This window comes from Sphingomonas xanthus, assembly GCF_007998985.1.
Lineage (GTDB): Bacteria > Pseudomonadota > Alphaproteobacteria > Sphingomonadales > Sphingomonadaceae > Sphingomicrobium > Sphingomicrobium xanthum.
Genome location: NZ_CP041659.1, coordinates 1,634,033 through 1,648,794, shown reverse-complemented (window position 1 = coordinate 1,648,794; position 14,762 = coordinate 1,634,033). Strand labels below are relative to the sequence as shown.

The 14,762-nt window shown below is 62.4% G+C and carries 14 protein-coding genes; 10 read left to right on the top strand and 4 right to left on the bottom strand.

The genetic code is table 11. The features are described from left to right. Positions 1-8 precede the first annotated feature (8 nt). Together rpsO and pnp are read left to right on the top strand one after the other, a co-directional pair. Positions 9-278, top strand: a complete 270-nt coding sequence (rpsO, locus tag FMM02_RS08320) for a 30S ribosomal protein S15 (RefSeq protein WP_147494407.1) — start codon at positions 9-11, stop codon at positions 276-278. Positions 279-439: 161 nt separating this feature from the next. Continuing rightward, positions 440-2,806 carry a polyribonucleotide nucleotidyltransferase gene (gene pnp, locus FMM02_RS08315; protein ID WP_147494406.1) on the top strand — a complete coding sequence of 789 codons (2,367 nt, stop codon included), beginning with the start codon at positions 440-442 and terminating at the stop codon, positions 2,804-2,806. A 73-nt stretch (positions 2,807-2,879) separates the two neighbouring features. On the opposite strand, the gene FMM02_RS08310 is transcribed toward pnp, so the two are convergent. The 4 genes from FMM02_RS08310 to FMM02_RS08295 all read right to left on the bottom strand — a co-directional run bounded on the left by FMM02_RS08310 (position 2,880) and on the right by FMM02_RS08295 (position 7,484). Next, the gene (locus FMM02_RS08310; RefSeq protein WP_187107740.1) at positions 2,880-3,131 is read right to left on the bottom strand and encodes a YgaP family membrane protein; all 252 of its coding nucleotides are present in this window, start codon (positions 3,129-3,131) and stop codon (positions 2,880-2,882) included. 161 nt (positions 3,132-3,292) lie between these two features. Next, positions 3,293-4,036: a PepSY domain-containing protein gene (locus tag FMM02_RS08305; RefSeq protein ID WP_246104753.1), complete on the bottom strand. Its 744-nt coding sequence runs from the start codon at positions 4,034-4,036 to the stop codon at positions 3,293-3,295. Next, positions 4,033-4,743: a PepSY domain-containing protein gene (locus FMM02_RS08300; RefSeq protein WP_147494404.1), complete on the bottom strand. Its 711-nt coding sequence runs from the start codon at positions 4,741-4,743 to the stop codon at positions 4,033-4,035. Before FMM02_RS08300 ends, FMM02_RS08305 begins: the two co-directional genes overlap by 4 nt. A 17-nt stretch (positions 4,744-4,760) precedes the next feature. Beyond that, positions 4,761-7,484, bottom strand: coding sequence for a TonB-dependent receptor (locus FMM02_RS08295; RefSeq protein ID WP_147494403.1), 2,724 nt, complete (start codon positions 7,482-7,484; stop codon positions 4,761-4,763). Positions 7,485-7,722: 238 nt separating this feature from the next. On the opposite strand from FMM02_RS08295, the gene FMM02_RS08290 reads away from it, so the two are divergent. From FMM02_RS08290 to FMM02_RS08255, 8 genes are all read left to right on the top strand, one after another. Further along, a complete protein-coding gene (locus FMM02_RS08290; protein ID WP_147494402.1) occupies positions 7,723-8,052 on the top strand; it encodes a hypothetical protein in 330 nt (109 codons plus the stop codon). 35 nt (positions 8,053-8,087) lie between these two features. After that, on the top strand, positions 8,088-8,387 hold the full coding sequence (locus tag FMM02_RS08285) for a hypothetical protein (RefSeq protein ID WP_147494401.1): 300 nt from the start codon (positions 8,088-8,090) through the stop codon (positions 8,385-8,387). Between the two features lie 91 nt (positions 8,388-8,478). After that, positions 8,479-10,209: a copper resistance system multicopper oxidase gene (locus FMM02_RS08280; RefSeq protein WP_147494400.1), complete on the top strand. Its 1,731-nt coding sequence runs from the start codon at positions 8,479-8,481 to the stop codon at positions 10,207-10,209. Further along, a complete protein-coding gene (locus tag FMM02_RS08275) occupies positions 10,206-11,399 on the top strand; it encodes a copper resistance protein B (protein WP_246104752.1) in 1,194 nt (397 codons plus the stop codon). The genes FMM02_RS08280 and FMM02_RS08275 overlap by 4 nt, the downstream gene beginning before the upstream one ends. A 39-nt stretch (positions 11,400-11,438) precedes the next feature. Further along, complete coding sequence (locus FMM02_RS08270; RefSeq protein ID WP_147494399.1) at positions 11,439-11,759, top strand: hypothetical protein; 321 nt, start codon at positions 11,439-11,441, stop codon at positions 11,757-11,759. 102 nt (positions 11,760-11,861) lie between these two features. After that, positions 11,862-12,587 carry a histidine utilization transcriptional repressor HutC gene (gene hutC, locus FMM02_RS08265; protein ID WP_246104751.1) on the top strand — a complete coding sequence of 242 codons (726 nt, stop codon included), beginning with the start codon at positions 11,862-11,864 and terminating at the stop codon, positions 12,585-12,587. 70 nt (positions 12,588-12,657) lie between these two features. Further along, positions 12,658-14,322 (top strand): urocanate hydratase, encoded by a 1,665-nt coding sequence (gene hutU / locus FMM02_RS08260; protein ID WP_147494397.1) that lies wholly within the window; start codon positions 12,658-12,660, stop codon positions 14,320-14,322. Between the two features lie 8 nt (positions 14,323-14,330). Then, the gene (locus FMM02_RS08255) at positions 14,331-14,735 is read left to right on the top strand and encodes an ester cyclase (RefSeq protein ID WP_147494396.1); all 405 of its coding nucleotides are present in this window, start codon (positions 14,331-14,333) and stop codon (positions 14,733-14,735) included. Positions 14,736-14,762 lie beyond the last annotated feature (27 nt).

Below are 14,762 nucleotides of genomic sequence, written 5' to 3'. Positions count from 1 at the left end.
AGTGAACGATGTCGGTTACCGCTGAGAAGAAGCAGCAGATCATCAAGGACAATGCCCGCGGTTCGGAAGACACGGGTTCGCCCGAAGTCCAGGTCGCGATCCTGACCGAGCGCATCCTCAACCTGACCGAGCATTTCAAGACGCATGCGAAAGACAATCATTCGCGTCGCGGCCTGCTGATGCTGGTCAACAAGCGGCGCTCGCTGCTCGACTATCTCAAGCGGAAGGACGTCCAGCGTTACAGCGACCTGATCGCCAAGCTCGGCCTCCGCAAGTAAAGTTTTCGGAAGGGCGCCTCGACGGCGCCCTTCGCATTTCGGGCCTGCCGCAATTCGGCGGAACAGGCCTTGGGGCACATCAGGCCCCGCACCGCTCGCAGACCGGATTCGTCTGCCAAGATGACCCCGCCGGCATCCGGCCGCCGGGTGAAGGAAATAGAATGTTCGACATCAAAACCCAAGAAATCGAGCTGGGCGGCAAGACGCTGAAGCTCGAAACCGGTCGCGTCGCCCGCCAGGCCGACGGCGCCGTTCTCGCCACTCTCGGCGAAACCGTTGTGCTTTGCGCGGTCACCGCCGCCAAATCGGTCAAGCCGGGCCAGGATTTCTTCCCGCTGACCGTCCACTATCAAGAAAAATTCTCGGCCGCCGGGCGCATCCCGGGCGGCTTCTTCAAGCGCGAACGCGGCGCCACCGAAAAGGAAACGCTGACCAGCCGCCTGATCGATCGCCCGATCCGTCCACTGTTCCCGGAAGGCTTCTACAATGAAGTCCTGGTGATCGCGCAGGTCCTGTCATACGACGGCGAGAACGAGCCCGATATCCTGGCGATGATCGCCGCGTCGGCCGCGCTGACGATTTCCGGCGTACCGTTTATGGGTCCGATCGGCGCTGCCCGCGTCGGCTACAAGGACGGCGACTATATCCTCAATCCGACCCAGACCGAAATCGCCGAAGGCGATCTCGATCTGGTCGTCGCCGGAACGCCGAACGCGGTGATGATGGTCGAATCCGAGGCCAATGAGCTGTCTGAAGACGTGATGCTGGGCGCGGTCATGTTCGCCCACGCCGCGTCGAAGAAGATTTGCGATGCGATCATCAAGCTTGCCGAAAAGGCCGCCAAGGATCCGTGGGAACTCGACTTGCTGGAAGACAGCGGCGAGACCAAGGCCAAGCTCAAGGGCGTCATCGGCGCCGATCTTGAAGCGGCTTATAAGCTGACCAACAAGCAAGAGCGCCAGACCGCAATCAATGCGGCCCGCGAGAAGGCCCGCAACGCCTTTGCCGATTTGGCCGAGAGCGATCCCGCTGCCTATCTCGGCACGCTTAAGCTGGTGAAGAAGCTGGAAGCGGACGTGGTCCGTACGGCGATCATCAAGGAAGGCCGCCGCATCGACGGCCGCGACACCAAGACGGTCCGCCCGATCGAAGCGATGGTCGGCTTCCTGCCGCGTGCCCATGGTTCGGCGCTGTTCACCCGCGGCGAGACGCAGGCGATCTGCACCACAACGCTGGGCACCAAGGACGCCGAACAGATGATCGACGGCCTCGACGGCCTCAGCTATTCGCGCTTCATGCTGCACTACAACTTCCCGCCCTATTCGGTCGGCGAAGTGGGCCGCTTCGGCGCGCCGGGCCGCCGCGAAGTCGGCCATGGCAAGCTGGCATGGCGTGCGTTGCACCCGATGCTGCCCTCGGCCGAGGAATTTCCCTACACGATCCGCGTCCTGTCGGACATCACCGAGAGCAACGGATCCTCCTCGATGGCCACCGTCTGCGGCGGTTCGCTTTCGATGATGGATGCCGGCGTTCCGTTGAAGCGCCCGGTGGCAGGCATTGCCATGGGCCTGATCCTCGAAGGCAAGGACTTCGCGGTGATCAGCGACATCCTGGGCGACGAGGACCACCTCGGCGACATGGACTTCAAGGTTGCCGGGACCAGTGAGGGCATCACCTCGCTCCAGATGGACATCAAGGTCGCCGGGATCACCGAGGAGATCATGAAGGTCGCACTGGCGCAGGCCAAGGACGGCCGCGCGCACATCCTGGGCGAAATGTCCAAGGCGCTCGGCGAGACCCGGACCGAACTGTCGGCGCATGCGCCGCGCATCGAAACGATGCAGATCGCCAAGGACAAGATCCGCGAAGTGATCGGCACCGGCGGCAAGGTCATTCGTGAAATCGTCGCAACGACCGGAGCCAAAGTGGACATCGACGATGAGGGGCTGATCAAGATCTCCTCGTCCGACCTGTCGCAGATCGAAGCGGCCCGTAACTGGATCACCGGCATCGTCGCCGAACCGGAAGTCGGCACCGTTTACACCGGCAAGGTTGCGAGCATCGTCGATTTCGGCGCGTTCGTGACGTTTATGCCGGGCAAGGACGGGCTGGTTCACGTCTCCGAGATCAAGAACGAGCGTGTCGAAAAGGTCGCCGACGTCCTGACTGAAGGCCAGGAAGTCAAGGTCAAGCTGCTCGAGGTCGATCCGCGCGGCAAGGTCCGCCTGTCGATGCGGCTGGTTGACCAGGAAACCGGTGCCGAGCTGGAAGACACCCGTCCGCCGCGCGAGCAGCGCGACGATCGTGGTCCGCGCGGCGATCGCGGTGACCGCGGTCCCCGCCGTGACCGTGGCGACCGTGGCGATCGTGGCCCCCGCCGCGATCGCGACGATCGCGGTCCGCGCGGTGAAGGCCGTGGGGATCGTGGCGATCGCGGTCCGCGCCGGGAACGGAGCGATAACCGAAACGACGACAATGGGCCGGCGCCGGAATTCGCGCCTGCCTTCCTGAACCGCGACGACGACTGATCGTCGGACTTCAGGTCAAACAAGAAAGGCCCCGCAGCGATGCGGGGCCTTTTGCTTTTCGGCCTTCTGCGCCCTAGTTGCCGGCGCGGCCGTCGAACGGGTCCTCCCCGCTATGATATGTCCCCCCATGATCCTTGCTGTTGACGTCCAGCGCCCGGTAAATCAGGCATTGACCCACGATCGCGGTCAGCGCGAGATAGGCGGCGACGACGTAACTAATGATTTCAGCCGTACCCTGGACGGACGTCGTCATCGCGAGGAAGGCCAGCAGGGCCGCCACGCTAAGCCTGACGACCCGGTCAGCCGTTCCGATATTCTTCATCATAATGACGCTCCTCCACATGTGGTCTAGCGCCTTCGCGATGGGCGCCAGCTTACGCGGCGCAGGCGGTTCATACGTCGAACCGTCGCGTCAATTTGCTTGTAGCCTGTTTTGCCGCCGCTGGCCAATGGGCGGGTTCGAACGCTCGGCGCGCTGAGCCCCGGTCAGCCTTGCTTCTCTCGCCCCAGAAGCCATCTGAATTCACGACGACGAAAGCTTTTGAACAGGAGGTAGAAGCCGGTGAAGGCCAGCCACAGTGTTCCAAAGGCAACGAAGATGATCAGCGGGTGATTGAAACTGGACCTGTTCACATAGTCCATGTTGTGAAGCATCCAGACGAAGTCCCAGGTTCGCCAGGTATCGCCGCGATTGACGAGTGGCCTGCCCGTGACGGCGGAAACATAGCTGCTGCTGTTCTCGGCATCGGCGAAGTTAACGCGCCACATGGGACCCGCATGGTCGCGCGCCTCGAGGTTCGATTTTGCCATCCACTCCGTCGACACGATCGGCGCGTCATGGTGAAACGCCTTCCGGGCGATGTCGCCGGCCATGGGGCCGCTGATGGAGAGAGCGCGTCCAGTCCGGGCGTCGATGATCGCTGTATCGCCGCCGCCGCGAACCGCTTCATATATCGGGCGGTCGAGCAGCCAGCGCATGCTGATCTCACGGACCGGACCAATTGACTTGGCTGGGACCAAGTTGGACGGCCAAGGCGCGCTGACTTCGATCGGGGCGGCCGCGCTGTGGCCACCCACCTTGTCCTTATCCAGCAGCGCCATCACCGCACCGCTGACGGTCCACAGGACGAATTGCAGACCGAGGATCAGGCCGACCCATTTGTGGATCCGGCGCCAGAAGATCGGCTGGGTCCAGAACCTCACCGGGCGCGCGACATGCTGCATCTTCATACGAGCTTCTTCGCCTTCTTCCTGCGGGGGAATGACCAATAAAGGAGCCAGGCCCCCGCCAAAGCCATGAACACCGCGCTCCATGTGGCCACACGCAGAAGTGGATTGTTGACGTCGGTCCGTTCCGAATAATCCATGATGTGGAGCATCCAGGCGAAGTCGAAAATCCGCCAAAGATTGTGTCTTCGGCTGATCAGTTCGCCCGTCACGGGCGAGATGTAGAGCGTCGGCTGGTTCCAACCCTCGAATTCGACCCGCCAATAAGGCGGCTTGCGGGTCTGCATTTCGATCGGAGCGGTAGTCAGCAACTGGGTCGACACGATGGTCGGCTCACCGGTGTAGATGCGCTTGGCAACCCTTTCTGCCTGATCGCGGGTCAAGGCGGGCACAGGAGCGCCGGTGACGCCGTCATAAAGTCGTGGCCCGTCCTTGGTGTCGACCCGCCACACGGGCTGGTCGAGAAAGGTTTGCATCTTCACTTCCCGAGCCGTGGGCTCGGAGGCGGCGATGACCGATGGATCGACTAGGCCAGCCAAGTCACGCGGCGGCGCAGCTTGCGACCTGACCAGATGGTCACCGTGGATATAGTCGATGTGGATGGCGACCATATACATGCCACTCACGGTCCACATCAGCACCTGAACACCAAGGACTAGCCCCAACCACTTGTGAGTGCGGCGGACCAGAAGGGGCCAGCGAATTGCCATAACGTGCGTCCCTGTCCTTAGAACTGACGTCGAACGCTGGCGTAGAAGCGCCGGCCGAGCAGGTCGTAGGTCATCGTGTCAGTGTTGGCGTCGGTCCAGCTCTGGATGAACGGCGCCTTCTTGTCGAACAGGTTATCGACGCCCAGCGCAAAACGGAAGTCCCGCTGCACGTCGAATGCAAGTTGAACATTGTGGTAAAAGACGTTGGGCGTACGGTAGCCAAGCTCACCCTTCTGGGCATTGAAATCGGTAGCCTTGCCAATCCACTGTGTCGACCAAGTCAGTTCCGGAACTCCGAAATCGGCAGTGATAACGCCATAACCGCGCCATTTGGGATAGCCGCCATTGCCCCCGCCGATATAGCCGTCGAAGGGAATGTCCTCGCCGCCGGGGAAGGGCGTGACCACATATTCCTTGAGATAAGTGGCATTGAGGTCAACCTTCAGCCCCACCGAAGCCAGTTTACGGCTGTAAACCAGTCCAAGGTCCAGACCGCTCATCTTTTCGCGGCCCGTGTTGATCGGCTGCGCCGACAGGAAGGTGATTTCGTTAGTCAGCGAGCTGCGCCGGAAGTCATTGCAGAAAGGATGGGCAAGGTTAGCCGTGTTGTAACAGACCGATAATTTGGTCGACCCGGGAATTGCGCGGATCGCATCGTCGATATCAATCGAAAACCAGTCAGCAGTCAGCGAAAGGCCGGGAAGGATCGTCTGCGGCTGAACAACCGCGCCGACGGTCCAGCTCTTCGATTTTTCCGGTGCCAGGTCAGGGTTGCCACCAACCGTGGTGAGGATGGTGTTCCCGAGCTGGACATAGGTGGGTCGCACGCCGTGCGCCTGGCAGTTGGCGATCAGGGTGGGGTTGCCGCTAGCGACATAGTTGCTGCACGGATCGGTGGTGGTGAGGTTGCCCTCCGAGACGCCGCCGTACAGTTCCGGCACGTTAGGCACCCGGAAGCCTGTTCCATACGTCGCGCGGAGCCGGAGCGAGTCGATAACCTGCCAGTCTGCCGACACCTTATAGTTCCAGGTGCTGCCGAACAGATCATAGTCGGAATAGCGTAGCGCGCCATTCAGCGTCAGCGCCTTGGCTACCGCCATGTTCTTGAGCAGCGGAACCGAGATTTCGGCAAACGCTTCCTTCGCGGTGACCGACCCCGAGATGGGTGACTGCTGGTTGGTGTTCGCGACGCCAGCCACAATCAGCGGGTCGGGATCGCGCCAGCCTTTCTCCTTGCGATAAACAACTCCGGTCGCAAGCGAGACCGACCCGGCGGGCAGGCTGAACAGGTCGCCGGTGATGTCCGCATACAGCGTCTTGAGTTCGTTTCCGCCTCGATCCTTGGTGGTCGCAAGAATATAATCGAGCACCGCTGGCGTTACATCGCCGTTACCCAGATAGTCGGCGCAAGGAATAGCCGCCCCCGGGGCAAAGCTGCAGACCGATGTATTCACCGTGTTCCGCACATGGGCAAGGTTTGCGATATTGGTCATTCCATCAGTCGCGGTGTTGCGGCCATAGGCGCCAGCAACTTCCCAGTTCCAGCCACCACCGATTTTCCCGCGCAAGCCGACGGTCCCCTGGTAGGTATTGGTCTCCTGGAAGAAGACGCGTGGACCCGGTTCGCCGAGGCGGCGCTGGATGAGCACGATATCCTGACCGGTGGGATTGGTCGGGTTGCTCGCCGAAATAGCCAGGTTGCGGAGTGTGCCCGGAGTCGCGATCTGCTCGCTCTGCCGCCAGGTGTAGAGGAATTCCCCGAACGCGGTGATGCTATCGGTGACGTCATAGTGAGCGAACGCAGCCGTGCTCACCCTTTCGATCGGGCTGACGGCATTGAGGAACGGGTTGGAGTTAAAATTGTGGAGCGCGGCGCTGTAAGGTTCGTAGAAGTCGCCGTCACCATTAGGGTTGTTATTGAAATTGATCTGCTGGCCATTTGGCAGCACAGCCCGGCCGCCCAGGGTCGAAGCACTGTTTCGGCAACCCAGAACACCTGGCGAGACCTCACTTAGTCCACAATCCGCCCGCGATGCCATGTTGACTGGCTTTGTTTTCTGATAGGTAGCTGCGGCAACGATCCCCCCGCGATCATGCTGCCAGCCCCAAGTCAGGTCGACGGTGTAATCGCCGCCGTCCCCCTTTTCCGTGATACCTGCGCGGGCTCCAAGTCCCAGGCCTTCGAAACCGGTATTGGCAACGATGTTGACCACCCCCGCGACCGCGTCCGCGCCATATATGGCCGAGGCGCCGTCCTTCAGAACGTCGATGCGGGAAATGATGGACACCGGGATCATGTTGAGGTCGGGGGACGAATTGGCGCCGGTTCCGCCGGCAACTAGGCGACGGTTGTTGAGCAGGACAAGCGTCCGCTTGATACCCAAGCCGCGCAAATTGACCTGGGCCGTGCCGTAGCCGTTGCTAGTCCAGTATGACGCGGTCTGGTTGCCGGCGAAGCCGGCGTTTGCAGGAAGGCGCTGCAGCACATTTTCGAGATTGACGACGCCGGTATTCTCAATGCTTTCCGCAGTCACGACCGTCGCCGGGCCGACGCCAACTAGGTCGGTGCGGCGGATACGCGAGCCGGTGACGATGATCGCATCGTCACTATTGGGGGCAGCGACCTCGGTCGAAGCCGCTTCGGCCTGCGCATCTGCGGGCGGTGTTTCCTGAGCCAACGCCGGCACCGACGCCCCCGCCAGTATCGTTCCCGCCAGCAACCGCACGTATGACTTCGCCATGGATCTGCCCTCCTCGATTTTCTTGAGTCGGGAACAGAAGGTAACTGTCTATACATGTCAATATATAATTGTACGAGCCGTTGGCCGACCTTGCCACACCTCGTAAACAGAGGCGCAGCTGACGTGATTTCAAGGCTGGCGCAGACGGTTTCGCGGCGATGGCGTGGCCGATCGGCAACTATTTAAGACAAGTCCGTGACGATTGAAATGCGGCAACAGAGGGTCCATATGCCCTCGCATGAAGCTGAAAGGTTTCCTCTTGGCGCTGCTGGCCGTGGCGATGCTTTTCGCGCCGCTGGCCATGCCCGGCGGGCAGGCGCTGGCGGCCGCACCGATGCCGCAGGCCTCGGCTTCCAGCGAGCATTGCCAACCATCTGACGCCGCCAAGCATCATGATGGCGAGCGGGACCAAACCGATTGCGCGACCATGTGTCTGGCACTGGCCGTTTCTCCTGGTCAACCGATGGCGGCTCAGCTAATGCTGCGCCGCGCCTTCAGGCCATCCGGCGACCGGCAGCAACGCAGTTTCGTCGCCAAGCTACCAACGCCGCCTCCACGTCTCGCGTAAGTTTCAAGACCCCCACGAATCTTACGGAGACTGATATGAAGACGACCCTTATCGGCGCGATTGCGCTATTGCTTGCTGTACCCGCCGCCGCACAGACCGCGCCGGCTGCCGACCCCCATGCCGGCCACAAGATGGACCATGCCCAACATAAGGGGATGGACCACAGCCAGCACAACGGCCAAGCCAAGGCCATGAACCATGCGGATCATGCCAAGCATGATTGCAAGGAATGTTGCGAAAAGGCCAAGCAGGGCGGCAAGATGGAGTGCATGGACAAGAAGGATGGAGCGGCGGCTGCCGCTCCCGCGTCCGCGCACGAAGGACACGCGCACTGATCGGTCGGGGGCGCCGGCCTGATCGGCGCCCCCGTACTGTTCCAGCAACCTTTGACGTCTCGCGGTCGTTAGCGACCGCGAAGGGGATCGCATGAACGACATTTCCATCGACCGCCGCGCCTTTATTGGCGGGGGCGCGGCGCTTGCCGCAGCCGCCGGGCTGCAACCTGCCTGGGCGGCCACCACAAGCCACGGCCTGACCGCCGCCAAGTCGCAGGGCCTGCTGTCCGGCGAGGACATCCGCATGACCGTCAGCGAACTGAATTTCCGGGTCGACGGCAGGCCCGGCCATGCGATCGGGATCAACGGCACCATTCCGGCCCCGCTAGTCAGGCTGAAGGAGGGCCAAAATGTCCGGATCACTGTCGACAACCAGCTTGACGAGGACACGTCGATTCACTGGCACGGGCTGATCGTTCCCTTCCACATGGATGGGGTGCCCGGCATCAGTTTCCCGGGTATCCGTGCTCGGTCGAGCTTCACCTATGAGTTTCCCGTCCGTCAGTCTGGTACCTACTGGTATCACAGCCACAGCGGGCTTCAGGAACAGCTTGGCCATTATGGCCCGATCATCATCGATCCCGCCGGTCCCGACCCGATCGCCCATGACCGTGAACATGTCATCGTCCTGTCCGACTGGACCTTCATGCACCCGCATCGGCTGTTCACCCGCCTGAAGCAGGAAGGCGGAGTCTTCAACCGCAACAGGCGGACGCTGGCCAACCGGGGCGAGGACAAAATGTCGGCCAAGGAGGCGCGCGAATTCGCCCGGATGCGGATGGATCCGACCGACATTTCGGACGTCACCGCGGCGGCCTATACCTACCTCATTAACGGCCACAGCCCGGGCGAAAACTGGACCGGACTATTCCGCGCTGGCGAGCGGGTGAGGCTGCGGCTGATCAATGCCGCTGCCCAGACCATATTCAACATCCGTATCCCGGGCCTGAAGCTGCTGGTCGTCGCGACCGACGGGATCGCGGTGCGGCCTGTAGAGGTCGACGAACTGCAGATCGGCAATGCCGAAACCTACGATCTGATCGTGGTCCCCGAAAACCGCGCTTACAGCTTGATCGCCGAGGGCATCGACCGGTCAGGCATGGGCGTTGCGACGCTAGCCCCGCAGGCCGGAATGCGCGCCGCGGTGCCGCCGCTGCGCAAGCGGCCGACGCTGACCATGACCGACATGGGAATGGGCGCAATGGATCACGGGTCGATGGATCATTCCGCGCATGGCGACGCGGCCTCATCGGCTCCGGCGATGAGCCACGACATGCGCGACAAATCGAAGGTCGATTTCAAGGTCGGACCGGGAGTCGACATGATTGCGCCGATGCCGATGGACCGGGTCGGCGATCCGGGCGTCGGGCTCGACGATGTCGGCCACAAGGTACTGACCTACAAGGATCTTGTCGCGCTGACGCCCAACAGCGACACGCGGGTCCCGACCCGGCGGATCGACATCCACCTGACCGGCAACATGGAACGCTTCATGTGGTCGATGGACGGCGAGAAGCTGAGCGAAAACCCGGAGCCCTATCGTTTCGCCAGAAACGAGCGGGTGCGCCTCAGGATGATCAACGACACGATGATGACCCATCCGATGCACTTGCACGGTCATTTCTTCGAGATCGTCAATGGCAATCCCGGCAACCAACCGCTCAAGCACACCATCCGCGTGCTGCCTGGCGGCTATGTCGACGTCGACCTGACTGCCGACGCGCCCGGCGACTGGGCGTTCCACTGCCACCTTCTCTATCACATGCACGCGGGGATGATGCGCGTCGTCAGCGTCCGCCCGCTGGAAGGAGCAGAAGCATGATCCGCGCCTCCCTCCTCCTCGCGGCAACCACGCTCGCGCCTCCGGCCCTGGCCCAGCATAGCGGCCATCCGAGTGGGGCAAGTCCCGCTCCCGCCACAAGCTGCACGCCCGAACATGCAGCGATGGGGCACTGCAAGATGCCCGAACCGGCGCCCAAATCGGCGCCTCCGACCTGCACCCCCGAACATGCGGCAATGGGGCATTGCAAATTGCCGGAAGGCCATGCCTCATTGCCCTCCGAGCCGGCGGCCATTGTCTGCACTCCCGAACATGCCGCCATGGGTCACTGCAAGTTGCCCGAGCCAGCGGCCGAACCCGTGCCTGCGGCACCCGCCGCCACCACATCCTGTCAGCCGGAACATGCGGCGATGGGCCATTGCGAGCCGGCGGCGGTCGATCCGCATGCAGGCCATGACATGGGCGCAGCGCAGCAGGTCGAGATCCCGGTCCGGCCGGCGCCCGCCGAGGCGCTGGCGGGTCCTGCCGATGCGGCGGATGCGGTTTGGGGCAGCGATGCCATGGCCCGGGGACGCAGCATCCTTCGCAAAGAACATGGCGACATGACCGTCGCGAAACTTCTTATCGACCGTGCGGAACAGCAATTTCGCAAGGGCCGCGACGGCTATGTCGTCGATGCCCAAGGCTGGATCGGCGGCGATATCGACAAGCTGTGGCTGAAAACCGAGGTCGAGGGCGATTGGGGCCGCAAGGTCGAAGAGGCAGAGGTCCAGGCGCTCTGGAGCCATGCGATCGGCCCCTGGTTCGACCTCCAGGCTGGACTTCGCGGTGATTTCGGAGAGGGCCCCAACCGGACCCACCTCGCGCTGGGCGTGCAGGGCCTGTTGCCCTATTGGGTCGAGGTAGACGGTGCCTTGTTTCTGTCATCCAAGGGCGAAGTGACCGCGCGCGCCGAGGCCGAATATGACCTTCGCATTACCCAGAAGCTGATCGTGCAGCCACGGGTGGAAGCCGGCCTGTCGGCGCAAAAAGTCGGGGAGCTTGGTCTCGGCAGCGGGCTGACCGACGCCGCACTGGGCGTCCGTCTCCGCTATGAAATCTCGCCCCTGTTCGCGCCCTATGCCGGGGTAGATTATGAACGCGCATTCGGTGCGACACGGGACTATCGCCGGGCGCACGGCGAACGTGGAGGCGGCCTCAACTTGGTCGTCGGAATCCGCACCTGGTTTTGATATTCACCCTGACCGTAATCCTCACAGATTGGAACGAAGATGAAGCCTGTAATCACCGGACTGACCGCTATCGCCTTGTTCGGGTCGCTTGCCGCCTGTGGCGGGACCGATCAGCCTGCCGAAAATCTGACCGCGAACGACGTTAACGCCATGATGGCGCCGCCTGAACTGCCCGCCGTCAACGATATCATGGCCGACCCCGTGACCGAGGCCGAACCAGCCGCCGAAACGCAAACGCCCGCCGCCCCAGCCCCTGCTGCGAAGCCGACCCCCACGAAGCCGGTCCCGGCGGCGCCCAAGCCAAAGCCGGCGGAACCGGCCGAAGACCCTCACGCCGGCCACGACATGAACAATATGTAGTCAAGCGGGCCCGGGCGATGTCTTGCCCGGGCCTCCTTCCCTTCCGCGCCGCCACCGCCTAGACAGGTCGCCAACGACAGCGGGGCGACTAGGGTGGCGAACGTGGACGATCGATACGGGCGCGGGGCGCCCGAACCGCTATACGCTGCCATCAAGAAATATGTCGTCGACGGCATTGCCCGCGGCGATTTGAGGCCAGGCGACCGCGTCGAATCCGAAGCCGAGCTCATCAAAAAATTCGGCGTATCGCGGATGACTGCGCACCGTGCGCTTCGCGAACTGCAGAACAGCGGAATCCTGACCCGCCTGCCCGGCGTCGGCACCTTTGTCGCCGATCCGTCGGCCAAAGGCCACATTATCGAAATTCGCAACATCGCCGACGAGATCCGGTCGCGCGGCCACCAGCACGGAAGCTATGTAGTCAAGAATGTCGCCGAGAAGGCCAGCAAGAAGACTGGCTCGATGCTGGGAGTCGAACCCGGTACGCAACTGTTCCATTCGGTGATCGTCCATTCCGAAGCTGGAATTCCGATCCAGCTGGAAGAACGCTTCGTGCTGGCCGAGATAGCCCCTGGTTATGACAAGGTGGATTTCACGAGCATCACTCCCAATGAGTTCCTGACCCGCGCGGCCCCGCTGGAGCGCGTCGATCATGTCGTGCGTGCGGTCATGCCCGACCGCGACGTTGCCGCGTTGCTCGACATCGAGACCGTCGAACCCTGCCTGCTGCTGATCCGTCAGACCTGGTCGCGCTCGCGACTGGTTTCCTATGCGCGATTGACCCATCCGGGCAGCCGGTTCGAGTTCGAGGACAGTTTTACCGTCTAGTACATCTTGCTCGTCCGGCTGGCTTGATACATAGCTGTCTATACAGCCTTCGGGCACAAGGGAGCTTATCGTGGCATTAGAACGGATCCGAAACTCCGCAGCGATTCGCGCGCGGCGGGGAAGCGACATCAAGGCCAGGCATTGGACTACCGAGGCGGCTGTCCGGATGCTGATGAACAACCTCGATGCGGAAGTCGCCGAAGATCCGCAGTCGCTGGTCGTCTACGGAGGGATTGGTCGCGCGGCCCGCAACTGGGCTTGCTATGACAGGATCGTCGAGACGCTGGAACGACTGGAGGAAGACCAGACGCTGCTGATCCAGTCGGGCAAGCCGGTGGGCGTGTTCCGCACCCACAGCGATGCGCCGCGCGTCCTGCTCGCCAATTCGAATCTGGTGCCCAAATGGGCGAACTGGGAGAAATTCAACGAGCTCGATCGCAAGGGCCTGATGATGTACGGCCAGATGACCGCAGGCTCGTGGATCTATATCGGCAGCCAGGGCATCGTACAGGGCACCTACGAGACATTCGCGGAAATGGGCCGTCAGCATTTCGGCGGCGACCTGAAAGGCAAGTGGATCCTGACCGGGGGTCTTGGCGGAATGGGCGGCGCGCAGCCGCTGGCCGCGGTGATGGCTGGCGCGCACTGCATCGCGGTCGAAGTGCAGGAAAGCTCGATCCAGAAGCGGCTCGATACCCGCTATCTCGACCATCGCGCGACTAGCATCGACGAAGCACTTGAGATCATCGCCAGGGCTACCGAACCGACCAGCATCGGGTTGCTTGGCAATTGCGCCGAGGTCCTGCCGGAAATGGTCCGCCGGGGGATCCGTCCCGACGCGGTCACCGACCAGACCAGCGCGCATGATCCGGCCAACGGCTATTGCCCGGCCGGGTGGAGCGTCGCCCGTTGGATCGAGACGCGCGAAAAGGATCCGGAAGCGCTTGCCGCCGCCGCCCGCCGCTCGATGGCGGTTCATGTCCAGGCGATGCTCGATTTCCAGAAGATGGGTATCCCCACCTTCGATTATGGCAACAATATCCGGCAGGAAGCCTTCAACGAGGGGCTCGCCGACGCTTTCGCCTTCCCGGGCTTCGTCCCGGCCTATGTCCGCCCCTTATTCTGCCGCGGTGTCGGTCCGTTTCGCTGGGCGGCGCTGTCGGGCGATCCCGCCGACATCGCCAAAACCGATGCCAAGGTTAAAGAGCTGATCCCCGACGATGCCCACCTCCACCGCTGGCTCGACATGGCGGCCGAGCGGATCGCCTTCCAGGGCCTGCCGGCGCGGATCTGCTGGGTCGGCCTCGGCCAGCGCCACCGTCTTGGCCTTGCCTTCAACGAGATGGTCCGAACCGGCGAACTCAGCGCCCCGATCGTCATCGGCCGCGACCATCTCGATAGCGGCAGCGTCGCCTCCCCGAACCGCGAGACCGAAGCGATGCAGGATGGCAGCGATGCAGTTAGCGACTGGCCGCTGCTGAACGCCCTGCTCAACACCGCGTCGGGAGCGACCTGGGTCTCGCTCCACCATGGCGGCGGAGTCGGCATGGGCTATTCGCAGCATTCTGGCGTTGTGATCGTCGCCGACGGTACCGAAGACGCCGACCGACGCCTCGAGCGCGTTCTCTGGAACGACCCGGCCACCGGAGTCATGCGCCATGCGGATGCGGGGTATGAGGCCGCGATCGACTGCGCGAAGGAACAGGGCCTGGACCTGCCCATGGTCACCGGTTGAAAGGGTACATGATGACGCTTCCGCCCGCCGTGCAGAATTACATCGAAGCGTTCAATGTCGGCGATTTCGGCCAGCTGTTCGCCCAATTCACCCCTGACGCCATCATTCACGGCGTGCTCGGAACTTTTTCCCTTGAAGAGGTCGCTGCGGTGTGGCGCGAATTGCATGAGGGCATGGCACTTCACCTTGACCCCCGAGCCTGCGTGGTGGACGGAAATTCCGTAGCCGTTCGCTTTGTCGAGACCGGCTGTTTTCGCGGTCATTTTCGCGGACTTGCGGAACATGCCCCCACCCATAGGACATACCGCATCAATGCAATCGAATGGTTCCAATTATCGGACGGAATGATCCGGGAGCGATGGGGCGGACGGGATTCCGCCTCCATCTATGCGCAGGTTCTCGATGATCGCTGAAAAGCAGAAAACGACGCGAAATGGATT